Origin of the sequence: Nocardioides massiliensis (assembly GCF_030811215.1) — a bacterium.
In the GTDB taxonomy this organism is placed as follows: Bacteria; Actinomycetota; Actinomycetes; order Propionibacteriales; family Nocardioidaceae; genus Nocardioides_A; species Nocardioides_A massiliensis.
Genome location: NZ_JAUSQM010000001.1, coordinates 1,359,468 through 1,384,357, shown reverse-complemented (window position 1 = coordinate 1,384,357; position 24,890 = coordinate 1,359,468). Strand labels below are relative to the sequence as shown.

The 24,890-nt window shown below is 72.1% G+C and carries 25 protein-coding genes; 8 read left to right on the top strand and 17 right to left on the bottom strand.

The annotated features are described in order from the left end of the window. The first annotated feature begins 7 nt into the window (after positions 1-7). On the top strand, positions 8-1,108 hold the full coding sequence (locus tag J2S59_RS06945) for an LVIVD repeat-containing protein (RefSeq protein ID WP_306824957.1): 1,101 nt from the start codon (positions 8-10) through the stop codon (positions 1,106-1,108). Continuing rightward, positions 1,105-2,139 (top strand): PQQ-dependent sugar dehydrogenase, encoded by a 1,035-nt coding sequence (locus J2S59_RS06940; RefSeq protein ID WP_306824956.1) that lies wholly within the window; start codon positions 1,105-1,107, stop codon positions 2,137-2,139. Before J2S59_RS06945 ends, J2S59_RS06940 begins: the two co-directional genes overlap by 4 nt. A 90-nt stretch (positions 2,140-2,229) precedes the next feature. Here J2S59_RS06940 and J2S59_RS06935 read toward each other — a convergent pair whose 3' ends face one another. Further along, on the bottom strand, positions 2,230-2,676 hold the full coding sequence (locus tag J2S59_RS06935; protein ID WP_068121832.1) for a DUF3817 domain-containing protein: 447 nt from the start codon (positions 2,674-2,676) through the stop codon (positions 2,230-2,232). 63 nt (positions 2,677-2,739) lie between these two features. Here J2S59_RS06935 and J2S59_RS06930 point away from each other — a divergent pair, with 63 nt between their 5' ends. Genes J2S59_RS06930 through J2S59_RS06920 form a run of 3 tightly spaced genes read left to right on the top strand, consistent with a single transcriptional unit; the run spans position 2,740 to position 4,485 of the window. After that, positions 2,740-3,936, top strand: coding sequence for a heparan-alpha-glucosaminide N-acetyltransferase domain-containing protein (locus J2S59_RS06930; RefSeq protein ID WP_306824955.1), 1,197 nt, complete (start codon positions 2,740-2,742; stop codon positions 3,934-3,936). Beyond that, a complete protein-coding gene (locus J2S59_RS06925) occupies positions 3,933-4,166 on the top strand; it encodes a ribbon-helix-helix domain-containing protein (RefSeq protein ID WP_068124850.1) in 234 nt (77 codons plus the stop codon). Before J2S59_RS06930 ends, J2S59_RS06925 begins: the two co-directional genes overlap by 4 nt. Before the next feature lie 4 nt (positions 4,167-4,170). Next, on the top strand, positions 4,171-4,485 hold the full coding sequence (locus J2S59_RS06920; protein ID WP_068124852.1) for a type II toxin-antitoxin system PemK/MazF family toxin: 315 nt from the start codon (positions 4,171-4,173) through the stop codon (positions 4,483-4,485). A gap of 13 nt (positions 4,486-4,498) precedes the next feature. On the opposite strand, the gene purQ is transcribed toward J2S59_RS06920, so the two are convergent. Genes purQ through J2S59_RS06895 form a run of 5 tightly spaced genes read right to left on the bottom strand, consistent with a single transcriptional unit; the run spans position 4,499 to position 8,380 of the window. Continuing rightward, complete coding sequence (gene purQ, locus J2S59_RS06915) at positions 4,499-5,167, bottom strand: phosphoribosylformylglycinamidine synthase subunit PurQ (protein WP_068124853.1); 669 nt, start codon at positions 5,165-5,167, stop codon at positions 4,499-4,501. Next, the gene (gene purS, locus J2S59_RS06910; protein WP_068124855.1) at positions 5,164-5,406 is read right to left on the bottom strand and encodes a phosphoribosylformylglycinamidine synthase subunit PurS; all 243 of its coding nucleotides are present in this window, start codon (positions 5,404-5,406) and stop codon (positions 5,164-5,166) included. The genes purQ and purS overlap by 4 nt, the downstream gene beginning before the upstream one ends. 50 nt (positions 5,407-5,456) lie before the next feature. Further along, positions 5,457-7,013 (bottom strand): long-chain-fatty-acid--CoA ligase, encoded by a 1,557-nt coding sequence (locus J2S59_RS06905; protein WP_068124857.1) that lies wholly within the window; start codon positions 7,011-7,013, stop codon positions 5,457-5,459. A gap of 48 nt (positions 7,014-7,061) precedes the next feature. Further along, positions 7,062-7,490: an SRPBCC family protein gene (locus tag J2S59_RS06900; RefSeq protein ID WP_068124858.1), complete on the bottom strand. Its 429-nt coding sequence runs from the start codon at positions 7,488-7,490 to the stop codon at positions 7,062-7,064. Then, complete coding sequence (locus tag J2S59_RS06895) at positions 7,490-8,380, bottom strand: phosphoribosylaminoimidazolesuccinocarboxamide synthase (RefSeq protein WP_306824954.1); 891 nt, start codon at positions 8,378-8,380, stop codon at positions 7,490-7,492. The genes J2S59_RS06900 and J2S59_RS06895 overlap by 1 nt, the downstream gene beginning before the upstream one ends. A 149-nt stretch (positions 8,381-8,529) precedes the next feature. On the opposite strand from J2S59_RS06895, the gene J2S59_RS06890 reads away from it, so the two are divergent. Further along, on the top strand, positions 8,530-9,483 hold the full coding sequence (locus J2S59_RS06890; RefSeq protein ID WP_068120588.1) for a hypothetical protein: 954 nt from the start codon (positions 8,530-8,532) through the stop codon (positions 9,481-9,483). A gap of 80 nt (positions 9,484-9,563) precedes the next feature. On the opposite strand, the gene J2S59_RS06885 is transcribed toward J2S59_RS06890, so the two are convergent. The 4 genes from J2S59_RS06885 to J2S59_RS06870 form a co-directional block, all read right to left on the bottom strand. Beyond that, a complete protein-coding gene (locus J2S59_RS06885; protein WP_068120586.1) occupies positions 9,564-11,831 on the bottom strand; it encodes a SpoIIE family protein phosphatase in 2,268 nt (755 codons plus the stop codon). 107 nt (positions 11,832-11,938) lie between these two features. Next, positions 11,939-13,357, bottom strand: coding sequence for an adenylosuccinate lyase (gene purB / locus J2S59_RS06880; protein WP_068120584.1), 1,419 nt, complete (start codon positions 13,355-13,357; stop codon positions 11,939-11,941). 20 nt (positions 13,358-13,377) lie between these two features. After that, positions 13,378-14,613, bottom strand: a complete 1,236-nt coding sequence (gene purD, locus J2S59_RS06875; RefSeq protein ID WP_306824953.1) for a phosphoribosylamine--glycine ligase — start codon at positions 14,611-14,613, stop codon at positions 13,378-13,380. Positions 14,614-14,634: 21 nt separating this feature from the next. Continuing rightward, positions 14,635-15,921, bottom strand: coding sequence for an adenylosuccinate synthase (locus J2S59_RS06870; protein WP_068121976.1), 1,287 nt, complete (start codon positions 15,919-15,921; stop codon positions 14,635-14,637). A gap of 93 nt (positions 15,922-16,014) precedes the next feature. Here J2S59_RS06870 and J2S59_RS06865 point away from each other — a divergent pair, with 93 nt between their 5' ends. Further along, positions 16,015-16,911, top strand: coding sequence for a diacylglycerol/lipid kinase family protein (locus J2S59_RS06865; RefSeq protein ID WP_306824952.1), 897 nt, complete (start codon positions 16,015-16,017; stop codon positions 16,909-16,911). A gap of 112 nt (positions 16,912-17,023) precedes the next feature. On the opposite strand, the gene J2S59_RS06860 is transcribed toward J2S59_RS06865, so the two are convergent. Together J2S59_RS06860 and J2S59_RS06855 are read right to left on the bottom strand one after the other, a co-directional pair. After that, positions 17,024-18,076, bottom strand: coding sequence for a helix-turn-helix transcriptional regulator (locus J2S59_RS06860; RefSeq protein WP_068124645.1), 1,053 nt, complete (start codon positions 18,074-18,076; stop codon positions 17,024-17,026). A gap of 300 nt (positions 18,077-18,376) precedes the next feature. Further along, positions 18,377-18,790: a DUF3151 domain-containing protein gene (locus tag J2S59_RS06855; protein ID WP_068124646.1), complete on the bottom strand. Its 414-nt coding sequence runs from the start codon at positions 18,788-18,790 to the stop codon at positions 18,377-18,379. 47 nt (positions 18,791-18,837) lie between these two features. Between J2S59_RS06855 and J2S59_RS06850 the strand changes: the two genes are divergently transcribed. Then, positions 18,838-20,562 carry a glycoside hydrolase family 13 protein gene (locus tag J2S59_RS06850; protein WP_068124648.1) on the top strand — a complete coding sequence of 575 codons (1,725 nt, stop codon included), beginning with the start codon at positions 18,838-18,840 and terminating at the stop codon, positions 20,560-20,562. A gap of 121 nt (positions 20,563-20,683) precedes the next feature. Here J2S59_RS06850 and fbaA read toward each other — a convergent pair whose 3' ends face one another. Genes fbaA through J2S59_RS06825 form a run of 5 tightly spaced genes read right to left on the bottom strand, consistent with a single transcriptional unit; the run spans position 20,684 to position 24,808 of the window. Beyond that, positions 20,684-21,730 carry a class II fructose-bisphosphate aldolase gene (gene fbaA, locus J2S59_RS06845; RefSeq protein ID WP_068124650.1) on the bottom strand — a complete coding sequence of 349 codons (1,047 nt, stop codon included), beginning with the start codon at positions 21,728-21,730 and terminating at the stop codon, positions 20,684-20,686. A gap of 57 nt (positions 21,731-21,787) precedes the next feature. After that, entirely contained in the window at positions 21,788-22,495 is a 708-nt protein-coding gene (locus J2S59_RS06840; protein ID WP_068124652.1) for a hypothetical protein, read from the bottom strand. Further along, a complete protein-coding gene (locus J2S59_RS06835; protein WP_068124654.1) occupies positions 22,492-23,082 on the bottom strand; it encodes a hypothetical protein in 591 nt (196 codons plus the stop codon). The genes J2S59_RS06840 and J2S59_RS06835 overlap by 4 nt, the downstream gene beginning before the upstream one ends. Next, positions 23,082-24,524, bottom strand: a complete 1,443-nt coding sequence (locus tag J2S59_RS06830) for a hypothetical protein (RefSeq protein ID WP_068124658.1) — start codon at positions 24,522-24,524, stop codon at positions 23,082-23,084. Before J2S59_RS06830 ends, J2S59_RS06835 begins: the two co-directional genes overlap by 1 nt. Beyond that, the gene (locus J2S59_RS06825; RefSeq protein WP_068124659.1) at positions 24,521-24,808 is read right to left on the bottom strand and encodes a hypothetical protein; all 288 of its coding nucleotides are present in this window, start codon (positions 24,806-24,808) and stop codon (positions 24,521-24,523) included. Before J2S59_RS06825 ends, J2S59_RS06830 begins: the two co-directional genes overlap by 4 nt. Positions 24,809-24,890: the final 82 nt, after the last annotated feature.

Genomic DNA, 24,890 nt, shown 5'->3' with positions numbered 1-24,890 from the left:
TCGGCGGATGGCACGAGCAGGCAGAGGAATCGCGGCCGGGCTGGCCGCCGGGGTCGTGGCGCTCGTCGCGCCGGTGCTGGCCTCCGGGCCCACTGGGGCGGTCGGGCACGGGTCGTCGTACGGCGTGGCGGACGCGGGCCTGGTGCCGGTCACCGACCTCGCGCCGGGCCGCGGGGACGCGCGGGTGCAGGTGACCCGAGACGGCCGGTTCGGCATCGTCCACCAGGGCAGCAGCTACGGCCCCGAGGCGCTGCACAAGATCGACCTGCGCACGAACCGGATCACCGGCAGCGTGCCGGTGCCTGCCGACACCGACAGCGCGCTGGCCGTGCGTGGCAACCGGTTCGCCTACACCACCGAGGACCGCAACCTGTGGGTCACCGACATCGGGAAGGCGAAGCCCCGCCGCGTGGGCAAGGTCGGCTTCCGCGTGGCGGGCCAGCGCGCGACGCTCTTCGACGTCGTGGTCGCGCCGAACGGCAAGTTCGCCTATGTCACCGCCGACGACTGGATCCACACGCCCGGCTCCCAGGTCCTCGTGCTGGCGCTGCGCAAGAACGGCGTACCCAAGCTCGTACGCCGCGTCCCGGTCGCCGCGACCTACCTCGCGATCTCGCGCAACGGGAAGCGGCTGGTCGCGACCGACAGTCGCCGCGTGCACGTGCTCGACGTACGCAAGCCGCGCCAGGCACGGCGCGTGCGGTCCTACGCGATCCGTGACGGTGATGTCACGGCGGCCGCGTTCGGTGAGGGTGTGAACGCGCTCTATCTGCTCAGCTCGGGCAACCGGTACGTCGTCAGCCGGATCAACGTCGCCACCGGACGCACCCTCCAGCGCCGGGTGCTGCCGGGTGGCGGCTACAACGCCGGCGGCGCGATCGCGGTCAACCGCGCGGCCAACCGCGTCGTCGTCACCCGCCCCGACCGCGACGAGTCGCACCCGTCGGTGTGGGTCCTCGGCGCCAAGCTCGCGGTGCGCGGGTCCAGGACGGGGGCGTGCTACCCCGACGGCGCGGCCGCATCGTTCAACGGCCCGACCAAGGGTCGATTGTTCGTCGCCGACTCCGGCATCTGCGAGCAGGCGCGGCTGTGGCAGGTGCGGCCGTGAGCGTGGGGCGACGCGGGTTCCTCGGCCTGGGCGCGGCCGGGGCGGCGACGCTGCTGAGCGGAGCGCCCGCGGACGCGGCGCCGCGACTCGGCAAGGTGCTGGCCACGGGGCTCGAGGTCCCGTGGGGCCTGGCCTTCCTCCCCAACGGCGACGCCCTCGTCAGCGAGCGGATGAGCGGGCGGGTCTGGCGGGTGCGCAAGACCGGCGGACGGAGGCTGGTGGGCAACATCCCCACCGACGCGGCGGGCGAGGGCGGCCTGCTCGGGCTGGCGGTGCATCCGCAGTTCGCGCGCGGCAAGAACTGGGTCTACGCCTACGTCACCACGGCCACCGACAACCGCATCGTGCGGATGCGTTTCGCGCGCAACCGGCTCGGCCGCCGGCGGGTCGTGCTGGCGGGCATCCCGAAGGGCCACACCCACAATGGTGGGCGGCTGATGTTCGGCCCTGGCGGGATGCTGTTCGCCAGCACGGGTGATGCCGGCGACACCTCGTTATCGCAGGACCGCAGCTCGTTGGCCGGCAAGATCCTGCGGATGACGCCGACGGGCAAGGTGCCCAAGCGCAACCCGTACGGCAACTACACCTGGACCTACGGCCACCGCAACGTCCAGGGCTTGGTCATCGACGACAAGGGCCGCTTCTGGGCCAGCGAGTTCGGGCAGAACCGCCTCGACGAGCTCAACCGCATCGTCAAGGGCGGCAACTACGGCTGGCCGGTCGTCGAGGGCCGCGGCCCCGGCTACCGCGACCCGTTCGTCACGTGGACGACCGCGGAGTGCTCCCCGAGCGGCATCGCCACGGCGAAGGGCTGGGCGTACGTCGCCGCGCTGCGCGGTCGCAGCCTGTGGGCGGTGAAGCTCAACGGCGCTCGCCGCGGCCGCAAGGTGCGGCTGTTCGAGGGTCGGCTCGGGCGGATCCGCACCGTGGAGCGCGCACCCGACGGCTCGCTGTGGATCACCACGTCCAACCGCGACGGCCGCGGCACGCCCGGCCCGCACGACGACCGGGTCATCCGCGTCCGGGTCTGAGCCGGACTGTGTATACGAACTTGTGCGACACGCCGGCTGGAACGGCTACAAGGCGGTGAGTTCGCTACACGTGTAGCGAATTCGCGGCCGTCAGCCCGTCGGCGGGCCGACGAGCAGCGCGAGCCCGGTGAGGACAGCGACGACGACCACACCCACGAGCAGCCCGACCAGGGGACGGCGGACGAGGGCGGCGACCGGGCGCTCCAGGGCGCCGGCAGGCTGCTCGGTGCGCAGGCGCCAGGCCCGCGGCAGCGCACCGCGACGCTCCATGGCGACGTCGAACCAGATGGTGAAGAACGGCGGCACCGCGGCGAGCAGGCCGACGAGCGTCCGGCCCGGCGACCACTTCGCGTCGACGGCGACGACGACGGTCGTGACGACGTACGCCACGAACGCGACGCCGTGCAGCATCCCGCCGTACCGCACGCCGAGCTCGGTGGTCTCGGTGACGTACTTGAGGAACATCCCGGTGAGCAGCAGCGCCCAGGTGATGGCCTCGGCCACGGCGACGATGCGGAACAACCGGTGCGGGCTCATGGACCGATTCTCCCCGGCCGCGTCGGACGGCCCCGCGCCGGGTGCGGCTGCGATGCTGACTGCGTGACCCGCCCCACGCCGCGACCGTGCACCCGCATCGTCGGCCTGGACGTCGCCCGCTGCCTGGCGCTGCTCGGGATGATCGCCACCCACGTCATCGCGACGTACGACGAGGCCGGCGAGCGGTCGTGGGCGGCGGAGCTCGCGGGTGGGCGCGCGTCGGCGTTGTTCGCCGTGCTGGCCGGGGTGTCGCTGGCGCTCATGAGCGGCGGTGCCCGTCCGGTGCGAGGTCGCGAGCGGGCCGGGGTCGCCGTCGGCCTCCTGGCCCGCGCCGTCCTCATCGCCGCCCTGGGGCTCTGGCTCGGCGGCCGCGACTCCGGGGTGGCGGTGATCCTCACCTACTACGGGGTGCTGTTCTGCCTCGGCATCGCCTTCCTCGGCCTGCGCGCCCGCGCCCTGTTCGTGCTTGCGGGCGTGTGGGCGCTGGTGGGACCGGCGGTGTCGTTCGTCGTGCGCCCCGAGCTCCCCGAGCGCGGGTTCGACAGCCCGACGTTCGCGCACCTGACCGAGCGGCCGGCCGAGCTGCTGGCCGAGCTCACCGTGACCGGCTACTACCCCGTGCTCGTCTGGCTGGCCTATCTCCTGCTCGGCATGGCGATCGGACGCCTCGACCTGCGCCGCACGATGACCGCGGCCCGCCTCGCGCTGGTCGGACTCGCGCTCGCGCTCGCGGCGCCTGTTGTCTCCCGCCTGCTCGTCGCCCAGCCGGCGATCCGCGACGCGCTGCGCGACTCCGTGGCGACCACGTGGACGCCGGGCATCGTCCCCGGCGACCTGGACCGCAGTCTCGAGGGCAGCCTCTACGGCAACGTCCCCACCGACACGTGGGCGTGGCTGGCCGTCGCCAACCCCCACGCCAGCACCCCGCTCGACCTCGCCCGCACCGGCGGCAGCGCCCTGCTGGTGATCGGGGTCTGCGTGTTGGCGGCGCGCGTGCTGCCGCGGTTGTGGGCGATCGCGTTCGGCGCGGGCGCGATGACGCTCACGCTCTACTCCCTGCACGTCGTGCTGCTCGGCGAGGACGTCTGGACCGAGGGCCCGGACGCGTTCGCCCGCCAGGTCGCGCTCGCGCTGGTGGTCGGCGCGGTCTTCGCCGTCGTACGGCGTCGGGGGCCGCTCGAGGCGGTGGTGGCGGCCGCCGGCCGGACGGTGCGCAATGCATCCCACTCTGGGATGCATTGGGGTAGGATGAGGCCGTGAGTACGCAGATCGCCGTGCGCCTCCCCGACGAGATGGTGGCCTTCCTCGACCGGGCCGTGGCCGCCGGCAAGGCCCCCAGTCGAGCCGCCCTCGTCACGTCCGCGCTCGAACGCGAGATGCGGCGGCTGGTCGCCGAGCACGACGCGGAGCTCCTGCGTGCCCAGGGCACCGAGGACGACCTCGACGACCTGGTCGCGTGGACCGCCACGCACGTCGCGCTCGAGGAGTGAGAGCATGCGCGAGATCTGCCTGGCGCGGCTGGACAAGACACGCCCGGCACTCATCCTGACGCGCGCGGCTGCCCGCGCAGCGATGACCAAGGTGACGATCGCGCCCATCACCTCGACGATCAAGGGCCTCTCCAGCGAGGTCCGGCTCGGCCCTGCCAACGGATTCGACCACGACTGCGTCGTTGCGTTGGACAACGTCCTCACCGTCCCGGTGAGCGCCCTCGGTCGCACCGTCGGGCGCCTCACCGACAGCCAGGAGGCGGAGCTGGCGCGCGCCATCGTGCTCGCCTACGACCTCGAGCTACCTCTCCTGGGCTGACCCCCAGAACGCGTCAGACCAGGACGCGCTGCAGCACGCTGGTGAAGAACCCGAGCCCGTCGGTGCCGGGACCGCAGAGGTCCTCGACCGCGTGCTCGGGGTGCGGCATCAGCCCGACGACATTGCCGGCCTCGTTGGTGATGCCGGCGATCGCGCGCAGCGACCCGTTGGGGTCCTTGCCGAGGTAGCGCGCCACGACCCGGCCCTCGCCCTCAAGCCGGTCGAGGGTGTCCTCGTCGGCGACGAAGCTGCCCTCGCCGTTCTTGAGCACGATCGTCACCTCCTGCCCCTCGTCGTACGACGCCGTCCACGCGGTCGACGCGTTCTCGATGCGCAGCCGCTGGTCGACACAGGCGAACTTGCGGTGGTGGTTGCGGATCAGAGCGCCGGGCAGCAGGTGCGACTCGCAGAGGATCTGGAAGCCGTTGCAGATGCCCAGGACCGGCAGACCCTTGGCGGCACCCTCGATGACCTCGGTCATCACCGGGGAGAAGCGGGAGATGGCGCCGCAGCGCAGGTAGTCGCCGTAGGAGAAGCCGCCCGGCAGGATCACCGCGTCCACGCCCTGGAGGTCGTGGTCGCCGTGCCACAGCGCGACCGGCTCCCCGCCGGCGAGCGTGACGGCGCGGGCCGCGTCGACGTCGTCGAGCGAGCCCGGGAAGGTGACGACACCGATCCTCATGCCGGCGTCACCGTGAAGTCCTCGATCACCGGGTTGGCCAGCAGCGACCCGGCCAGCTCCTCGACCTTCGCGAGCTTGTCGTCGGTGAGCTCACCGTCGACCTCGAGCTCGAAGCGCTTGCCCTGCCGGACGTCGGTGACGTCGGTGAACCCCAGCCGGTGCAGTGCGCCGTGGACGGCCTTGCCCTGCGGGTCGAGGATCTCGGACTTGAGCATGACGTCGACGACGACGCGGGCCACTAGGACTCCTGGAGGTGCGGCGGACCAGACCCGACCAGTCTAGGGCGTGCCTAGCTGAGCTCGCGCTTGAGGATCTTGCCGGTGCTGGTCATGGGCAGCTCGGAGACGACCTCGACGATGCGGGGGTACTTGTAGGCCGCGAACTGCTCCTTGCCCCAGGCGACGAGCTCGTCGGGGTCGACCGTGGCTCCCGGGCGGGGCACGACGACCGCCTTGATCTCCTCGCCGTGCGAGTCGTGGGGGACGCCGATGACCGCGACCAACGAGACGTCGGGGTGGGTCATCAGCACCTCCTCGAGCTCGCGCGGATACACGTTGAAGCCGCCGCGGATGATCATGTCCTTGGCGCGGTCGACGATCGTGAAGTAGCCGTCGGCGTCGACCGTCGCGAGGTCACCGGTGCGGAACCAGCCGTCCTTGAGGACCTCCTCGGTCGCCTCCGGGCGGCCGTAGTAGCCCTTCATGATGTTGTGACCCTTGATCGCGATCTCGCCGATGGCGGACGGGTCGCTGGTGTCGACATCGTTCCACTCCGCGTCGATCAGCTTCATCTCGACGCCCGGCACTGCCGTGCCGATCGTGCCGACCCGCACCTCCTTGCCGAGCGGGGAGAACGACGCGACGGGGCTGGTCTCGGACAGGCCGTAGCCCTCGAGGATGGTGATGCCGAAGCGGTGCTCGAACTCGCGGTGCACCTCGCCGGGCAGCGCCGCGCCACCGGCTGCGGCCACGCGCAGGTTCTCCTTGATGGAGGCGACGTCGACGCCCTCCTCGAGCGCGCCGAGCAGACCCCAGTACATCGTCGGGACACCGGCGAAGAAGGTGACCTTCTCCTTCAGCATCAGGTCCAGCGCCGGCTGCGGCTCGAAGCGCGGCAGCATCACCACGGTGCCGCCGTACGCGAAGGCGCCGTTCTGGATGACGGTCTGGCCGAAGGAGTGGAACAACGGCAGCACGCACAGGTAGGTGTCGGGGTTGTCGGCGTCGGCACCGAAGAGCGCCTCGCCGAGCAGCGCGTTGTCGCGCATGTTGCGGTGCCGCAGCTCGGCGCCCTTGGGCTGGCCGGTGGTGCCGGAGGTGTAGAGGATGACGGCGGTGTCGTCGTCGTCGGTCTGCACGGTGTCGTACTCACCGGCCTGCCCGCCCATGACACCGAAGAGCGTCTGCACGCCGTCGATCGGCGAGGCGCCGGCCGGGTCGGCGGTGATGACCACGAAGGTCTCGCAGGTCTCGGTCTGGGTGAACCCCTTGTGACCCTCGGTGCCCATGGGCAGGTCGGGGGTGCCCTCGAAGCAGAAGTAGGCCTTCGCGTCGGAGTCGTCGAGGTGGTAGGCGATCTCGCGGCCCTTGAGCAGGACGTTGAGCGGGACCACCACGGCGCCTGCCTTGAGGATGCCGAAGTAGACGATGGAGAAGTACGGCACGTTGGGGCACGACAGCGCGACCTTGTCGCCGGGCTTGATGCCCGCCGAGGTGAGATAACCCGCGAGCTGGTTGGCGAGCATGTTCAGCAGCGCGTAGCTCAACCGGGTGTCGCCGAAGACGACGGCGTCGCGGTCGGCGTACTTCTCTGCGCTGTTCTCCAGCAGGGCGGCGAGGTTGGCCACGGTTCCTCCGAGCGGGTGGGGTGACTGGGCAGTAGGTGTGACTAGAACCTAGCGCGTCTGCCGAGTCTCCAGCAGCCGCGCGGCCCGGCGCAGGTCGGAGGCGACGGCGAGCGGGGCAGCCTGCTTCAGGACCCGGGCGAGAACGCCGGCCGGGCCGGTGGCGGTCAGGTCGAGCTCCCACCGGACCTCGGTGCCACCGTCGGTGGGCGCGAGGTCGAGCCGCAACCACGCGGCGAACGGTCCCCACGTGCCACGCTCGGCCCAGCGGGTGGGCGGGACGTGCTCGGTGGTCTCCATGCGGGGGCGTACGCCGGCGGCGGTGACGTCGATCCAGCTCTGCCCGACCCCGGGCTCGGCGGGCGCGACATCCTCGACCCGACGCAGGCTCGACTGCCACTCGGGCCGACAGGCGGGCGTGCTGAGGAAGTCGAACACCTCGACCAGCGGTGCCCCGATGACCAGCGACCCGGACGGCATCAGAACGTCTCGCCGGTCAGGCGCTCGTAGGCCTCGACGTACCTGCTCCGGGTGCGCTCCACGACCTCGGGCGGCAGCGGCGGAGGCGGGGCGTCGGAGGAGCGGTCCCAGCCCGACTCGGGCGACAAGAGCCAGTTGCGCACGATCTGCTTGTCGTACGACGGCTGGGTCCGGCCCGGCTGCCAGTCGTCGGCCGGCCAGAAGCGCGACGAGTCCGGTGTGAGGACCTCGTCGCCGAGGACGACGTCGCGGGTGCCGGGCACCAGCCCGAACTCCAGCTTCGTGTCCGCCAGGATGATGCCGCGGTCGCGGGCGATCGACTCCGCGCGGGCGTAGACGGCCAAGGTCAGCTCCCGCAGCCGCTCGGCGTCCTCTGCCCCGATGGTGTCGACGACCGCCGCGAACGACACGTTCTCGTCGTGGTCGCCGAACGCCGCCTTCGTCGCCGGCGTGAAGATCGGCTCGGGCAGCCGCGACCCGTCCTCGAGCCCCGCCGGCAGGGGTACGCCGCACACCTCGCCGCTCGCGCGGTAGTCGCTCAGCCCCGAGCCGGTGAGGTAGCCGCGGGCCACGCACTCGACCGGGAACATCTCCAACGGTCGGCACACCACCGCCCGTCCGCGCACCGCGTCCGGCACGTCGGTGGACAGGACGTGGTGTGGCACGAGGTCGGCCAGCTGGTCGAACCACCACAGCGACATCCGGGTCAGGATCGCGCCCTTGTCGGGGATCGTCGTGTCGAGGATGAAGTCGAACGCCGAGATCCGGTCGCTGGCCACCATGAGGAAGCTGCCGGCGTGCGGCCCCTCGGTCAGGCGGTAGAGGTCGCGCACCTTGCCGGAGTGGACGTGCTCGGCGCCAGGCAGCGCGGGGGCCGCGGGAATGCTCACCGCGCCAGCCTAGTGCGGCGCCCTGCCCCGGCTCATGGGCTCCCAGTCGAGGATCGCAGTCATGGGGTGACTGGAATCCTCGGCTGGGGCGCACCCGGGTTGTCCACAGGCGTTCAGCGGGATCCCGGGAGAGCCGCGATCCTGAGCCGATGGACGATGCGGTCAAGGCCTTGCTCGGTGACCAGGCGCAGGTCGTCGCACGTCGACAACTGCGCGAGCTCGGGTGGGACGACAACGACGTACGCCGTGCCGTGCGCCGGCGCGACCTGACTCCGCTGCATCCCGGGGTGTTCGTCGCCCACACGGGTGAGCCGTCCTGGTTGCAGCGCGCTTGGGGCGGGGTCCTGCTGGTCTGGCCCGCGGCCCTCGCCGGTCGCTCCGCGCTTCGCGCCGATGACGGCCCCGGGCGTCGCGACAGCGCCGAGGAGCTGATCCACGTCGTGGTCGCCGCGGAGCGCAACGTCAGTGACCGACCCGGAGTCTGCGTCCATCGCTCGACGCGACTGGACGCGATCGTGCGCTGGAACCGCAGCCCACCCCGGGTGCGCTACGAGGAGGCAGTCCTCGACGTGGTGGCGGACCGGCGCTCGCGACAGGCGGTGATCGATGAGCTCACCGGCGGGATCCAGGCGCGGCGAACCACGGCGGTCCGGCTCCAGCATGCACTCAAGGCACGTCCGCGGATGCCCGACCGGCGCTGGCTCGAGCGCCTCCTCGGTGATCTGGCGCTCGGCACGCACTCGGTCCTCGAGCACGGTTACCTCGTGAACGTCGAACGCCCACACGGACTGCCGCGCGGTGATCGGCAGGTGCGCGCGGCGGCGAGCGGACAGCGGATCTTCCGCGACCTGCTGGCGGGCTCCCTGGTGATCGAGCTCGACGGCCGCACCCATCACGACGACGCCGCGGCGTGGGAGGCGGCGCACGACCGAGACCTCGACGCGGCCGTCGACGGGCTCAGCACCGTCCGGCTCACCTACGGCCAGGTGTTCGACAAGGCGTGCTGGACAGCCGCTCGGCTCGGCGTGCTGCTCCGTCGGGCGGGCTGGACCGGCCGCGCGACCGCGTGCGGGCCGGAGTGCGCCGTACGGCAGAGCGCGTGACTGCATCCCAGACGAGGATCCCAGTCACGTGATGCCTGCGATCCTCGTCCAGGACGCAGGGGCAGCGGCCGGAGGGGCCGTCAGGGGATGCGGACGGCGACAGCGGTGCGGTCGTCGGTGAGGTCGACGCCGCCGCCGGCGAGGAACCGGTCGAGCCAGGCCTCGAGCGACTGGTCGGGGCCGGGGCCGGCGCCGGCGCGCCGGATCGCCTGGTCGATGGACTCGTCGATCGGCGTACGCCGCTCCTCGACGATGCCGTCGGTGTAGAGCACGAGCACGTCCTCCGACGACAGCTCGACGACCTCGGAGCGGCCGGCGGGTACGCCGACACCGAGCAACGGGCGACCGTTGAGCTCCAGCGACCGGCCGCCGAGGGGGCCGACCAGCAGCGGCGGCAGATGGCCGGCGCTGGCCAGCTCGACGCGCCGGGTGCGGATGTCGACCACGGCGACGAGCACGGTGGCGGTGTGGCCGTCGAGCAACCGGGTGACCACGGCGTCGAGGCTGTCGAGGCACTCCGCGACGGGGCGGCCCTCGATGAGGTAGGCGCGCAGCGCCATCCGCACCTGGGTCATCGCCGTCGCCGCGCGCACCCCGTGGCCGGAGACGTCGCCGATGATCACGGCGACCCGGCCGTCGTCGAGGGCCATGGTGTCCCACCAGTCGCCGCCGAGCTGACCCCCCGCGGCCGGCCGGTAGTAGCCCGCGATGTCGATGCCGTCGTGGGCCGAGGCGATCTCGGGCACCACGGAGCGCTGCAGCGACTCGGCGATGCGGACCTGGCCCTGGCTGCGGCGTACCTCCGCGGCCCCCGCCCCCGTGTCGAGCGCACGCGCTGCTTCGAGGTGCCACTCCTCCCATGGCTGGGCGCTGCCGCGGACCTCCTGCTGCCACTTCTCGAAGGACTTGCGCGGGCTGAGGCGTACGTCGGGCCCCTCGGCCAGCGCCAGCGCTTTGTTGCGCGGGTCGCCGCCCCAGTCGACGACGCGCAGGATCTCGGGGCGCACGAGCAGCAGCCACCGGTCGACGTCGTGGCCGATGCGCAGCGCGCCGCACATCACCGGCGAGGCGGCGGCCAGGGAGGGGTCGAGCCGGGCGACGGCGTCGCTGGCCGTCACCGGCTCCTCAGGGTCGTAGAGCAGGTCGGCGATGCGTGCGAGCACGTCGGCGTCCGGGACGTGGCCGACGGTCCGCAGCCTCCCGTCGACCATCGCGGCGGCTCCACCGGCGTCGAAGAGGTCGAGCAGCTTGGGGTGGTGCAACAGGGCCTCGGTGACCTCCTGCGGGTCGTCGGCGATGTCGGCGATGATCGCGGAGACGACGGCGTTGGCGCGGTTGCCGGCCTGCTCGGCGTCGGCGCGCAACCGGTCGGTGAGCAGCGCGGAGGCGCTCTGGCCGAGGAACTCCGCCGCCGAGCGGGCGTCGAGCGACGGGCGGTGGGGACCGGAGTAGTGGTGGCACGCCACCAGACCCCATAGCTGGCCGCCGACGATCAGGGAGACCGACATCGAGGCGGTGACGCCCATGTTCTGGAGGTACTCGATGTGGATCGGCGACACGCTGCGCAGCACCCCGTGGGACTGGTCCAGCGGCGCCCCGGTGCCGGGGTCGAGGACCGGGTGCAGCGGCACGGGCTCGTAGCCGATGTCGACGATCAGCCGGGTCCAGTTCGTCGTGTAGAGCCGTCGAGCCTGGGCCGGGATGTCGGAGGCCGGGTAGTGCAGCCCGAGGAAGGAGTTGAGGTCCTCGCGCTTCTCCTCCGCAACGACCTCGCCGTTCCAGTCCTTGTCGAAGCGGTAGACCATCACCCGGTCGAAGCCGTTGACCGCGCGGATCTCCGCCGCGAGCCGCTTGATCAAGCCGTCGACGGTGGACGCCTCGGTCAGTCGCAGCACCGCGCCGCGCGCGGAACGGTAGGACACCGGACGCAGCGGCGCGACGCCGGCGCGCGGCTCGATCTCGACGATGATGCGGTCGCCGACGCGGTGCAGGATCACGTCGACCTCACCGGCGGCGAACTCCCCGCCGGGGCACGTCAGGGCGAGCCGCACGGGCTCGTAGAAGTCCTCGGACTCCGCGAGCAGCTGCACCGAGCGCGAGGCGAGGGGGCCGATGACGTCGGCCAGCTGCCGGCCCACGACCTCGTCGGGCTCCTGGCCGATCAGCCGGCCGGAGTTGGCCGACACCACGACGACGCACAGGTCGTCGTCGACGGCGAGCAGCAGGCCGTGCGGCTGGACCGCGCCCGGGATGTGGATCGGTTCGGTGTCACACGTCGTGAGGTCGACGGCGCCGTACGCGGGAGTGTGGGCGGCCCTGTCGCCAGGCAGCCCAGTGGCGGCGGACACAGCACTCCTCTCCGACGTGGCCTCGGTGCGCCGCACTCTTCGACGCCGGCCTCACCGTAGCCGAATTCGCGACGGCGGGCAGGTCGTACCGCCGCCGCCCGGGGTGCTCAGAGGATGTCGCCCGGGGAGTACGCCGCAGCCTCCGGGTGCCGCTCGAGCAGTCGCTCGACCTGCGCGCAGACCTGCTCGACCTGGGCGACCGCGGCGCCCGTGAAGCCCAGCGGCTCCGCGACCAGCGCCCGGATCTCGGCCTCGTCGAGGCCCAGGCGCGGGTCCCCGGCGAGCCGGGTGAGCAGGTCGTTGTCGGCGCGGCCCTGGCGCATCTCCAGCGCCACCGCGACCGCGTGCTCCTTGATCGCCTCGTGGCCGACCTCACGGCCCACCCCACGGCGTACGGCGGCCATCAGCACCTTGGTGGTGGCGAGGAACGGCAGGTAGCGGTCGAGCTCGCGCTGGATGACCGCCGGGAACGCGCCGAACTCGTCGAGGACCGTGAGGAAGGTCTGGAAGAGGCCGTCGGCGGCGAAGAACGCGTCGGGCAGAGCCACGCGGCGTACGACGGAGCAGGAGACGTCGCCCTCGTTCCACTGGTCGCCCGCGAGCTCGCCGACCATCGACAGGTGGCCGCGCAGGATGACGGCCAGCCCGTTGACCCGCTCGCAGGAGCGCGTGTTCATCTTGTGCGGCATCGCCGACGAGCCGACCTGGCCCTCCTTGAACCCCTCGGTCACCAGCTCGATGCCGGCCATCAGCCGGATCGTGGTTGCGAGGTTGGACGGGCCGGCGACGAGCTGCACCAGCGCGGACACGACCTCGAAGTCCAGCGAGCGCGGGTAGACCTGACCGACGCTGGTCAGCACCGCGTCGAAGCCCAGGTGGGTCGCGATCCGCTGCTCGAGCTCACCGAGCCGGTCGGCGTCGCCGTCGAGCAGGTCGAGCATGTCCTGGGCGGTGCCGACCGGGCCCTTGATGCCGCGCAGCGGGTAGCGCGCGAGCAGCTCCTCGATGCGCGTGACGGCCACGAGCATCTCGTCGGCGATCGAGGCGAACCGCTTGCCCAGCGTTGTGGCCTGCGCGGCGACGTTGTGGGAGCGACCGGTCATGACGGTGGCCTCGTGCTCGGCGGCCAGGCGGGCGAGCCGGGCGAGCGTGGCGACCGCACGGTCGCGCAGCAGCGCCAGCGACTGGCGGATCTGCAGCTGCTCGACGTTCTCGGTCAGGTCACGCGAGGTCATCCCCTTGTGGATGTGCTCGTGGCCGGCGAGCGCGCAGAACTCCTCGATGCGCGCCTTCACGTCGTGACGGGTGACCCGCTCCCGCTCGGCGATCGAGGCGAGGTCGACCTGGTCGACGACCGCCTCGTAGGCCTCGACCACCCCCTCGGGCACCTCGATGCCCAGGTCGCGCTGCGCGCGCAGCACCGCGATCCACAGCTGCCGCTCGAGGACGACCTTGTGCTCGGGCGACCACAGCGCGGCCAGGTCGGCGCCGGCGTACCGGTTGGCCAGGACGTTGGGGATGCTCACACGGAGTCCTCTCGCGCCGCTCAGATGCCGGCGGCGATGTCGGTGCGGTACTGGGCGCCGTCGAAGCGGATGCGCTCGACCCCGGCGTACGCCGCAGCCCGGGCGCCGGCGACGTCGTCGCCGACGGCGGTGACGGCCAGGACGCGTCCCCCGGCCGTGACCAGCCGGTCGCCCTCGAGGCGGGTGCCGGAGTGGATGACGTGGACGCCCTCGAGCGCCTCGGCGTCGGCGATGCCGGTGATCTCGTCACCGGTGCGCGGGGTGTCGGGGTAGTGGGCAGAGGCCATCACGACGGTGACGGCCGCGCCGTCCTTCCAGACGGGCGCCGGCACCTCGTGCAGCCGGCCGGTGGCCGCCGCGTGCAGCAGCTCGCCGAGCGGGGAGTCGAGCAGCGCGAGCAGCGGCTGGGTCTCCGGGTCGCCGAAGCGGGCGTTGAACTCGACCACCTTGAGCCCGCGCTTGGTGAGCGCGAGCCCGGCGTACAGCAGCCCGCGGAACGGGGTGCCGCGGCGGGAGAGCTCGTCGACGGCCGGCTGCAGGACCCGGTCGAGGACCTCGGCGACCAGGCTCTCGGCCGACCACGGCAGCGGCGTGTAGGCGCCCATCCCACCGGTGTTGGGGCCTTCGTCGTTGTCGAAGATCCGCTTGAAGTCCTGGGCGGGCTGCAGCGGATAGACCGTGGAGCCGTCGGTGATGGCGAACAGCGAGACCTCGGGGCCGTCGAGGTACTCCTCGATCACCAGCCGCTCGCAGGTCGCGGCATGGGCCACGGCGGCGTCGCGGTCGTCGGTCACCACGACGCCCTTGCCGGCGGCGAGCCCGTCGTCCTTGACGACGTACGGCGCCCCGAACTCGTCGAGCGCCGCGGCGACCTCCTCCGCGCTCAGGCAGACCCGGGCGGCGGCGGTCGGCACGTCGGCGGCCGCCATGACCTCCTTGGCGAAAGCCTTCGAACCCTCGAGGCGGGCGGCCTCCGCGGAGGGGCCGAAACAGGCGATGCCGCGCGCGGTGACGGCGTCGGCGACACCGGCGACCAGGGGCGCCTCGGGTCCGACCACGACCAGGTCGACACCGAGCCGATCAGCCAGGTCGGCGACCGCCGTCGGGTCGGTCGCGACCACGTCGTGCAGCGTCGCGATCCCCACCATCCCGGGGTTGCCGGGCGCGGCGTGCACCTCGCTCAACCCCGAGTCCCGGGAGAGCGCGAGCACGAGGGCGTGCTCGCGGCCGCCGCTGCCGATGACGAGGGTCTTCACGTGCGGGGAGCCTACTGGCTGTCAGCCGTCGTGGACGACGACGGTCTGCTCGCGGCCCGGGCCCACCCCGACCGCCCAGAACGGCGCCCCCGACAGCTCCTCGAGCCGGCGTACGTAGGCCTGGGCGTTGGCGGGGAGGTCGGAGAACCTCCGGCAGCCGGTGATGTCCTCCTGCCAGCCGTCGAGGTACTCGTAGACCGGCTTCGCGTGGTGGAACTCGGTCTGCGTCATCGGCATCTCGTCATGGCGCTGGCCGTCGACCTCGTAGGCCACGCAGACCGGGATCTTCTCCCAGCTGTCGAGCACGTCGAGCTTGGTGAGGAAGAACTCCGTCAGCCCGTTGACCCGCGCGGAGTAGCGCGCGATGACCGCGTCGTACCACCCGCAGCGCCGCGTGCGACCGGTCGAGACCCCGATCTCGCCACCGATGCGCTGCAGGGCCTCGCCGTCGGCGTCGAAGAGCTCGGTCGGGAACGGACCGGACCCGACCCGGGTGGTGTAGGCCTTGATGACGCCGATGATCCGGTCGATGCGCGTGGGCCCGACGCCCGCACCAGTGCAGACACCGCCGGCGATCGGGCTCGAGGACGTCACGAACGGGTAGGTGCCGTGGTCGACGTCGAGCATCGTGGCCTGGGCGCCCTCGAAGAGCACCGTCTTGCCGGCGTCGAGCGCCTGGTTGAGCAGCAGGCTGGTGTCACACACCATCGGCCGCAGCCGCTCGGCGTACGACAAGAGCTCCTCGACGACCTCGTCGACCTCCATCGCGCGCCGGTTGTAGACCTTGGCGAGGAGCTGGTTCTTGACGTCGAGCGCCGCCTCGACCTTCTCGGTCAGGATGCCCTCGTCGAAGAGGTCGGCGATGCGGATGCCGGTGCGGTTGATCTTGTCGGCGTACGTCGGGCCGATGCCGCGGCCGGTGGTGCCGATCTGGTTCTTGCCGAGGAAGCGCTCGGTGACCTTGTCGATGACGGTGTGGTACGGCGCGATCACGTGCGCGTTGGCGCTGACCTTGAGGTCGGCGACCTCGACGCCGCGCTCGAGCAGGCCGTCGAGCTCGCGGAAGAGCGCCTCCGGCGACACGACCACGCCGTTGGCGATCACGGACGTCGCGCCGGGGGTGAGGATGCCGCTGGGCAGCAGGTGGGTGGCGTACTTCTCGCCGTTGACCACGATGGTGTGACCGGCGTTGTGACCGCCGCTCGTGCGCACCACGAAGTCGATGGGATCGGTGGTGGCGAGCAGGTCGGTGGCCTTGCCCTTGCCTTCGTCGCCCCACTGGGCGCCGAGCACGACGATCGCGGGCATGTCAGGTCTCCTCGCAAAGACGAAGCCCCGGACAACAGCCGGGGCTCTTGCGACGCCACGCTACCAAGAAGCTCCGCCCCGTACGCTCACGCTGTGGAACCCCTGCTGCTCATCGCCAACGCCGACGCCGGCACCGCCGACTCCGAGAACCTCGAGCGGGCGCTGACCGTGCTCCGGTCCGGTGGCGACGTCGAGGTCGCCTCGACCAGCAACCCCGGGGAGCTCGACGGGGTGCTGCACCGCGCCGGGTCCCGCCGGATCGTCGTGGCCGGCGGTGACGGCAGCCTGCACGCGATCGTCGCCGCGCTGCACCGGCGCCGCGAGCTGGAAGGCCGCACGCTCGGGCTCATCCCATTCGGGACCGGCAACGACTACGCCCGCGGCCAGGACATCCCGCTCGAGCCCGAGGAGGCCGCGCGGGTCGTGCTCACCGGTCGCCCGCGGCTCGTGGACATCCTGGTCGACTGCCGCGGCGAGGTCGTGGTCAACAGCGTCCACATCGGCGTCGGGGCGCAGGCCAGCCGCAAGGCCGACCGGTGGAAGTCGCGGCTCAACGTCGTGAAGCTCGGGCGTCTCGGCTACCTCGTCGGCGCGGCCCAGGCGGCGGTGCGACCGCCGTTCGTCCGGCTCCGGGTCGAGGTCGATGGCAAGGTGGTCGCCGACGTCGACCGGCCGGTCCTGCAGGTCGCGATCGGCAACAGCGACTACGTCGGCGGTGGCACCGAGCTCACCCCGGACGCCACGCCCCACGACGGCCAGGCCGACATCCTCGTCTCCTTCGCGATCGGGCCGTTGGCGCGGATCGGGTACGCCGCGCGTCTCGCCCGCGGCGAGCACCACGAGCGCGACGACGTCGCCTACCTGCGCGGCCGCACCGTCCAGGTCACCGGCGGGGAGTTCTGGTGCTCCGCCGACGGGGAGATCGACGGTCCCGAGCGCAACCGCACCTGGACCGTCGAGCCCGCGGCCTTCCAGATGCTGCTTCCGTAGGGCCGCGGCAGTTTCACCGCCCGAGCCACGACACGCCCGCTCGTCGAACGTTCCTGACGCCCCGAACGCCCGGTTTCGTTAGTCGGGCGGTGAAACTTGTGACCTGTGGGACTCAGAGCCAGCCGCGGCGTACGGCCTCCATGCCGGCCTGGAACCGGGTCTCGACGCCCAGCTCCTCCATGAGCTCGGCGACGCGGCGGCGGACGGTGCGCAGCCCCCAGCCGAGGACCCGCGCGATCTGCTCGTCCTTGGCGCCGGCGGCGAGCTGCTCCAGCAGCAGGGTGCGCTCACGGGCGCGGCGGTCACGGTGCGCCTCGAGCCCGGGGATGGGCAGTGCGCGCTCCCACAGGCCGGCGAACGCGAGCTCGGCGATCGCGACGACCTGGTCGTGGCGTACGACGAGCCGGGCCGGATCGCCGTCCTCGGTCTCCGCGTCGAGCACCACGCCGCTGCTGCCGAGGACCTCGAGCCGGATCGGGACCTCGGCGGCCACCCGGATCTCCTCGCCGTGCCCGGCGCGTGCCCGCAGCTCCTCGGCCGCCACCTGCAGCGCCCGGGCCGGATAGAGCGCCTGCGAGCGCCTGCCGGCCTTCAGCGCGTCCAGGACCGCCGCATCGACCGTCGCGTCGACCTCGTCCCCCGTTGCCGCCCCCGCCTGCCCCTCGTCGTACGCCGGCATCGGGCGCAGCCAGCGCAGGGTGCCGGAGCCGTGCTCGATCAGGGCGCGGTGCAGGCCGGGCAGGTCCGCGGCCGGCACCACCTCGCCGACCACCGGCCGGGTGGAGGTCCCCACGCTGTCGAAGTGCTCGGCCTGCAGCTGCGGCACCATCGCGCGCAGCTGCTCCAGCTGCTCGCCGACCGTGGCGAGGCGCCGCGCCTCCTCGGAGATGAGCCGGTTGAGCACCACCTGCGGCATCGCGGCGGTGATGCGGTTGCGCACGATCCGGACCAGGCCCACGGCGAGCAGCGGCGTCAGGTCGTGCTCGAGGCCCTCGGGGGTGCGCTCGACGAGCGAGGCCATCTCGGCGACGCGCATGCCGGAGTAGCGCAGCACCTGGCGGTAGAGCTGCTCGGTCGCCGCGTCGAACCCCAGCACCGCCAGGGGGTGGGCGGTGGGCGCCGGGGTCGTCCGGGCGCGGCGCGCGAGGGTGCGGGCATCCGGCATGAGTGACAACCTAGTGCCGTTGGCACGAAGCTGCCAAGACGTAGCCCGAACGGGCCACTAACGTCGCCCTCATCGAGATCGGGACCGCCTCGAGGGGAACTACTTCGGGGGATCCGGACGGGGGATGCCGACGGGGGTGGCCACGGGGGACGTGGGCCAGTCGGCACGGACGGAAGTTCGTACGGGGGACGTGCCGAGGCGGCCCGACTCGAAACAGCAGCAGGGGCACCGGAAACGCGTCGGGGGACGGTTCCGGTGCCCCGTTGCTGTGCAGGGCGACTGCGCGCGGAGCGCCTGCGGTCAGGCGAGCAGCGCGTCGTACGCCGCGGGGCTCGAGTCGCGCAGGAAGTCGCGGCAGCGCTGCTCCTCGCCCGTCTCGCCGATCGCTCCGGCGGCCTGGGTCAGCAGGGCCAGCGCCTGCAGGAACCCGCGGTTGGGCTCGTGCTCCCACGGCACGGGGCCGTGACCCTTCCAGCCGTTGCGCCGCAGCATGTCCAGGCTGCGGTGGTAGCCCACCCGGGCGTAGGCGTAGACCGTCACGTCGTCCGCGCCGGCGTCGCGCGCCTCCTGGGCGAGCGTGGCCCAGGCGATGGGCGACTCGGGATGACGGCGTACGACGTCGGTGGTCGGCGTGCCGGCCGCGAGCTCGGCGGCGGCGGGGTCCTCGGGCAGGTGCGTGGGCGGGGGACCCGCCATCAAGTCAGGGAACGACATGGCCCCACTGTGGCACGTGCCCGGCAGGCACCTGGGACGATGACCCCATGAGCAGCAGCACGCCCCTCGAGACCCAGGCTCCCGGCAGCACGACCTGGTGGCGCGACGCCGTCATCTACCAGGTCTACCCGCGGTCCTTCGCCGACGCCAACGGTGACGGCATCGGCGACCTGCCGGGCATCACCGCCCGCCTGGACCACCTCGCCGAGCTGGGGGTCCACGCCGTGTGGCTCTCGCCGTTCTACACCTCGCCGATGGCCGACGCCGGGTACGACGTGGCCGACTACCGCGACGTCGACCCGGTGTTCGGCACCCTGGCCGACGCGGACGCGATGATCGCCCGCGCCCACGAGCTCGGCCTGCGCGTGATCGTCGACCTCGTCCCCAACCACACCTCCGACGACCACGCGTGGTTCCGGGCGGCGCTGGCCGCCGGTCCGGGCAGCACGGAGCGGGCGCGCTACATCTTCCGCGACGGCCGCGGCCCCGGCGGTGACGACCCGCCCAACAACTGGACCAGCGTCTTCGGCGGCGCGGCGTGGACGCGGGTCACCGAGCCCGACGGCACGCCGGGGCAGTGGTACCTGCACCTGTTCGACACCCGCCAGCCCGACCTCGACTGGGACCACCCCGAGGTGCGGGCGGAGTTCGTGGATGTCCTCCGGTTCTGGCTCGACCGCGGTGTCGACGGCTTCCGCGTGGACGTCGCCAACGCCCTGGTGAAGGCCGACGGGCTGCCCGACCACGACGTCGAGCTGGCGCTGTTGTCGGGCGCGACGGAGGACGGCCCCACCGCACCGATGTGGGACCGCGACGAGGTGCACGAGATCTACCGCGAGTGGCGCAAGGTGCTCGACTCCTACGAGCCCGCAGGCTCGCGGATGATGGTCGCCGAGGCCTGGGTCGAGCCCCCGGCGCGGCTGGCGATGTATGTCCGCCCCGACGAGATGCACCAGGCGTTCAACTTCACCTACCTCGGTGCGGCGTGGGAGGCGAAGGCGCTGCGCGACGCGGTCGAGCGGTCGATGAGCGCCAACGACGCGGTGGGGGCACCCACCACCTGGGTCCTGAGCAACCACGACGTCGTGCGCCACGCCAGCCGGCTCGGCACCGGTACGCCGGGGTCGTTCGTCGGCATCGGCCTGGGGCCGCGCGACCCGCAACCCGACGCCGCGCTCGGCCTGCGGCGCGCGCGGGCGGCCACCGCCCTCATGCTCGCGCTGCCCGGATCGGCGTACCTCTACCAGGGCGAGGAGCTCGGCCTGCCCGAGCACACGACGCTGCCCGACGAGGTGCGTCAGGACCCGACGTTCTTCCGCCACGACGGTGCGGTGGTCGGGCGCGACGGCTGCCGCGTCCCCATCCCGTGGACGGGCGACGCCCCGGCCTACGGCTTCAGCCCGACGGGTGAGTCGTGGCTGCCGCAGCCGCCGGAGTTCGGCGACCTCGCGGTCGACCGGCAGGAGGGTGTCGACGGGTCGACCCTCGAGCTCTACCGGCGCGCCATCCGGCTGCGGCGCGAGCTCGCACTGGGCCACGGCGAGGTCACCTGGGACACGACACTGGGCGACGACGACGTGCTGGCCATGCGCCGGTCCACCCCGCTCGGCGAGGTGCTGGTCCTCACCAACCTCGGCACCGCCGACGTCGCGGTGCCGGACGGCGTACGCGTGGTGCTGTCGACCGAGGACGGCCCGCACCCCGAGCGCGACGCGGCGACCACGACGGGCACCCTCGCCCCCGACGTCACCCTCTGGGCGTTGATGGAGTGACGCGTGGGGCCAGCGGGGTCGGCAGTTTCACCGCCCGAGCGGTGAAACTGCCCGACACGCCGGGCAGTTTCGTACGACGAGCGGGCGTGTCGTTCGACGGGCGGTGAAACTGCCGGTGCCGTCAGACGTTGACGGCCTTCCCGGTGGAGCGCAGGTTCTCGCAGGCCTCGACGACGCGGGCGGCCATGCCGGCCTCGGCGGCCTTGCCCCACGAGCGCGGGTCGTAGAGCTTCTTGTTGCCGACCTCGCCGTCGATCTTCAGCACGCCGTCGTAGTTGCGGAGCATGTGCTCCACGACCGGGCGGGTGAAGGCGTACTGGGTGTCGGTGTCGACGTTCATCTTCACGACGCCGTAGTCGACGGCCGCGGCGATCTCCTCGGCGCTGGAGCCGGAGCCGCCGTGGAAGACCAGGTCGAGCGGGAGCGCGTCGGGGCCGAAGCCGGAGCCCTCGCCGTACTTCTCGATGATCGCCTGCTGGGCGTCCTTGAGGATCTCCGGGCGGAGCTTGACGTTGCCAGGCTTGTAGACGCCGTGCACGTTGCCGAAGGTCAGCGCCGTCATGTAGCGGCCCTTCTCCCCCAGCCCGAGCGCCGCGACGGTGGCCAGGGCGTCCTCGGGGGTGGTGTAGAGCTTCTCGTCAATCGCGCCGACGATGCCGTCCTCCTCGCCGCCGACGACGCCGACCTCGATCTCGAGGATGATCTTGGCCTCGGTGCAGGCGGCCAGGAGCTCCTCGGCGATCTGGAGATTCTCGTCGAGAGGTACGGCGGAGCCGTCCCACATGTGGGACTGGAACAGCGGAGCCTCACCGCGCTTGACCCGCTCGGCCGACAGCTTGATCAGCGGCCGCACGAACCCGTCGAGCTTGTCCTTGGGGCAGTGGTCGGTGTGCAGCGCGATGTTGACCGGGTAGTTCTTCGCGACCTCGGCGGCGTAGGCCGCGAACGCGGCGGAGCCGGTCACCATGTCCTTGACCGACGGGCCGGAGAGGTACTCCGCGCCACCGGTCGAGACCTGGATGATGCCGTCGCTGCCGGCGTCGGCGAAGCCCTTCAGCGCGGCGTTGAGCGTCTGCGACGACGTGACGTTGATGGCGGGGAAGGCGAAGGACTCGCGCTTCGCCTTGTCCAGCATCTCGGCATAGACCTCGGGGGTGGCGATGGGCATCGGTGCAGCTCCTCAGGCAAAGACGAACAGGACGTACACAGGACGACGCCATTCACCCTAGTGGGCCGGTCGGGCCCAGCTCGCGGTGCCGACGACGGCGTCGAAGAACTCCAGCAGCTGCTCGCTCCAGGCGACCAGGCCGGTCGAGAACGACAGCTGCGCCAGGCCCTGACCGCCGGGGACCAGCAGCCAGTACTCCGCGAGCAGGATCGGCACGGTCGCGGCGTCGTCGTACGCCGGCAGGCCGGTGCCGAGGTCGTCGCCGCCCGTCGCCCTGGTGACCCGGCGCAGCACGGGCCCGGCCGCGACCTCGGCCCGGGCCAGCGCGACCTCGGGGCCCTGCGGCACCGGACGTCCGGCCGCCAACGCCTGCTCGTGGTCATCGGCCTCCTCGGCCTGCTCGGTGAGGAAGGAGGAGTACAGGTCGACGAGGTGGTCCGCGCCGTACGGCGCACCGAGGTCGTGCCAGAACAACGTCATCGTCGCCGACAGCGGCAGGCCCGCCAGCGACATCAGCGAGTAGGCCATGCGGCGGCCGCCGAGCTCGGTCGCGCGCAGCGCGTTCCTGCCCAGTGCCTTGCGCGCCTCGGCCTTCGCCAGCGGCTGGTCGTCGAGGCCGGCGTACTGCTTGTCGACGATCGCCGCGATCACCGAGTCGCGTCGCTGAGCGTCGTCGAGCGGGATGAACCACCACTCCCGCGGCAGGACCACCCGCAGGTCGGTGGGCGCGGCCTGGGCCTGGGAAGGCTGTGTCGGGGAGGTCATCGTGCCTGCGCCACCTGGATCCGGTCGGCCATGGCCAGCACGTCGGCGAGCAGCTCGTCCTCGAGGAACAGGTGCTGGCTGAGCACCTCGAGCGCGAGTCCCTCGACGCAACCCTCCGGCACCACGGCGACCTCGATCCGCTCCTGAGCCGCGCCGCCGTCGGTGAAGGTCAGCAGGTCGCGCGTGACCAGCGCCGGGCCGATGGGCAGGTCGGTGCGCTCCTGCTCACGGCGAGCGACTTCGGTCGCGGGCTCCGGCGCGGCCAGCTCGGCCTCGCGCTGCTCGAGCGTGTAGGCCGCGTCGTCCGTCGCCCCGACCAGCAGATGCAGGCGCATGACGCCGGCGATCGCGGCGGTGCGGGGCTCGGGGATCCACACGGCCGCGTTGAGGAGAGGTACGCCGGCCCGCAGCCGGGTGCGGACGAGGTCGAGGTTGTGACGCAGGGCGTCGGCGTCCTCACCGGTCGCCCCGACCTCGGTGACGATCACGTCGATCCAGTCGGCCGGTGCGGACTCCCCCACGGGCACGCCGTGCCACGTGACCGGGACGTCGACCCGGTGGGCGCCGATGCGCCAACCTGCACCCATCAGTCGTCGTCCGAGTAGTCAGGGATCTCGGCGCCGCCGTACGGCACGTCGTAGTCCCCGCCGGGCGTGACGGCGTCGACGACGCCCTTGATGGTCGAGCCGACCTCGTAGCCGCCCAGCAGCAGGCCGGTGCCCTGCGCTCCGAGAGCGAGGTTGGTCGCGTTGCGGACGACGGGGTCAGCGAGCAGCTCCGGCGAGGCCCTGCCGACCCTCGCCAGGTCGTCGACCAGCGAACCGTGACCCAGCAGGTCGCTGGCGGCGTTGATCGGTCCCAGGCCGCGCAGCCGTGCGGCCAGGTCGGGGATCTCGGACAGACCCCGGGTGTAGTTCGACGCCGAGCTCAGGGTGCGCAGGTGCGGGCCGAGCTTGAAGGTCGAGGCGAGGTCGTCGAGCGCCAATCGGCCAATCTTGTTGAGCGAGCCCATGCTGCGCAGCGACCGCGCGGTGTTGCGACTCATGTTGACCAGGTCGTCGGTGCCGGCGAGCGCGCGGAATCCCCGCCCCGGCGCCGCACCGAGCTGACCCGCGCGGATCCGGCTGATGCCCTTCATCGCCGAGCCCAAGCCCTTGCCGGCGGCACCGACCAGGCGGCCCAGACCGAAGGTCGCCAGCGACAGGACGTCGAGGCCCAGGTCGACCCACGAACCCTCGCCGTTGGCGAGCAGGACGATGTTGCAGACCAACGAGACGACCGTGGCCACCAGGGCGATCGCCCCGAGCACGGCGGCGAGAGCCTGCCCGACCACCGGGATCCAGCTGACCGCCAACGCCAGCACCCCGGCGACGAGCGCTACGGTGCTGGCGATCTTCTGCACCAGCTTGGTGAGCTTGGACCCCCAGTTGTCCCAGTGGCCGTCCTTGAGCCCGCCGGACTTGTGGATCGCGACGATGGAGTCCTTGGCCGCCTTGGCCGCACGGTCGCGGCGACCCTCGATCTCGACGAGGTCCTTCCTGGCCTGCTCGACGATCCCGCGCTGGGTCGTGGCGTGCTCGCGCTGGCGGTCGGCCGCGTCCTTCGAGACCTGGCCGTCACCGCCCGAGGCCTGGTCGTCGGAGGCGTTGCGGTCGTGGGTGCGCGCGGCGTTCTCGTAGTCCTCGGCCGCCTCGAGCGCATCCTTGGCCTTCGTGAGCAGCGCGTCGGCCTCGTCCTGGTAGGTCGTCAGCTTCGGGCCGTACTTCTCCAGCGCCTGTCCGACCTCGTCGTAGCGCGTCCAGGCCTTCTCGATGTCGTCGGCGACGCCGTGGGCCTTCTCGGTGAGGTTGTCGCGTGCCTTGCTGACCAGCTCGTCGTCGTCGGCCAGCTTGCGCAGCTGACGGGCGGCGTCCTTGATCGCGTCGGCGACGGCGGAGTAGTGCTTGCCGGCGTTGAGGACCACGTCACCGTCGCCGGGGATCGGGTCGTGGGAGCGCCCGAGCGGGGTCCAGTCGGTCGGGCGGCTCACTGGTCACCCTCCAGCGACGCGACCAGGTCGGTCTCGAGCTGCTCGAACGCGTCGCCGGTCGCGATCGCCGCCTCGGCCAGCTTGCCGATGTCGGCGACCATCTTCTCGCGCTTGTCGTCCCAGTTGTGGGCGAACTCGCGGATGGCGTCGGCCAGGTCGTCGTCGCCCACCGCGTCGGCGACGTCGTCGCTGCGGTTGTTGGCGTGCTTGAACTCCTCGCCCACCAGGCGCAGATCCGCGCCCAGCTGTTGGAGCTGGTCGGTGTCGAGCACCAGATCGCCCATGATCAATCCCCCGTGTCGATCAGTCCCCCGTGTGGCTTGCGACCCCATTGTTGCGCGGACGGGCGCGCGGCCAAACCTGGGG

Excerpts from the sequence above, each read along its gene's own strand:
- J2S59_RS06945 (WP_306824957.1), top strand. The coding sequence starts at position 8 with ATGGCACGAGCAGGCAGAGGAATCGCGGCCGGGCTGGCCGCCGGGGTC.
- J2S59_RS06935 (WP_068121832.1), bottom strand. The coding sequence starts at position 2,676 with ATGAGCCCGCACCGGTTGTTCCGCATCGTCGCCGTGGCCGAGGCCATC.
- J2S59_RS06920 (WP_068124852.1), top strand. The coding sequence starts at position 4,171 with ATGCGCGAGATCTGCCTGGCGCGGCTGGACAAGACACGCCCGGCACTC.
- purQ (WP_068124853.1), bottom strand. The coding sequence starts at position 5,167 with ATGAGGATCGGTGTCGTCACCTTCCCGGGCTCGCTCGACGACGTCGAC.
- J2S59_RS06900 (WP_068124858.1), bottom strand. The coding sequence starts at position 7,490 with ATGCCGTCCGGGTCGCTGGTCATCGGGGCACCGCTGGTCGAGGTGTTC.
- J2S59_RS06890 (WP_068120588.1), top strand. The coding sequence starts at position 8,530 with ATGGACGATGCGGTCAAGGCCTTGCTCGGTGACCAGGCGCAGGTCGTC.
- J2S59_RS06870 (WP_068121976.1), bottom strand. The coding sequence starts at position 15,921 with ATGCCCGCGATCGTCGTGCTCGGCGCCCAGTGGGGCGACGAAGGCAAG.
- J2S59_RS06860 (WP_068124645.1), bottom strand. The coding sequence starts at position 18,076 with ATGCCGGATGCCCGCACCCTCGCGCGCCGCGCCCGGACGACCCCGGCG.
- J2S59_RS06855 (WP_068124646.1), bottom strand. The coding sequence starts at position 18,790 with ATGTCGTTCCCTGACTTGATGGCGGGTCCCCCGCCCACGCACCTGCCC.
- J2S59_RS06850 (WP_068124648.1), top strand. The coding sequence starts at position 18,838 with ATGAGCAGCAGCACGCCCCTCGAGACCCAGGCTCCCGGCAGCACGACC.
- fbaA (WP_068124650.1), bottom strand. The coding sequence starts at position 21,730 with ATGCCCATCGCCACCCCCGAGGTCTATGCCGAGATGCTGGACAAGGCG.
- J2S59_RS06840 (WP_068124652.1), bottom strand. The coding sequence starts at position 22,495 with ATGACCTCCCCGACACAGCCTTCCCAGGCCCAGGCCGCGCCCACCGAC.
- J2S59_RS06835 (WP_068124654.1), bottom strand. The coding sequence starts at position 23,082 with ATGGGTGCAGGTTGGCGCATCGGCGCCCACCGGGTCGACGTCCCGGTC.
- J2S59_RS06825 (WP_068124659.1), bottom strand. The coding sequence starts at position 24,808 with ATGGGCGATCTGGTGCTCGACACCGACCAGCTCCAACAGCTGGGCGCG.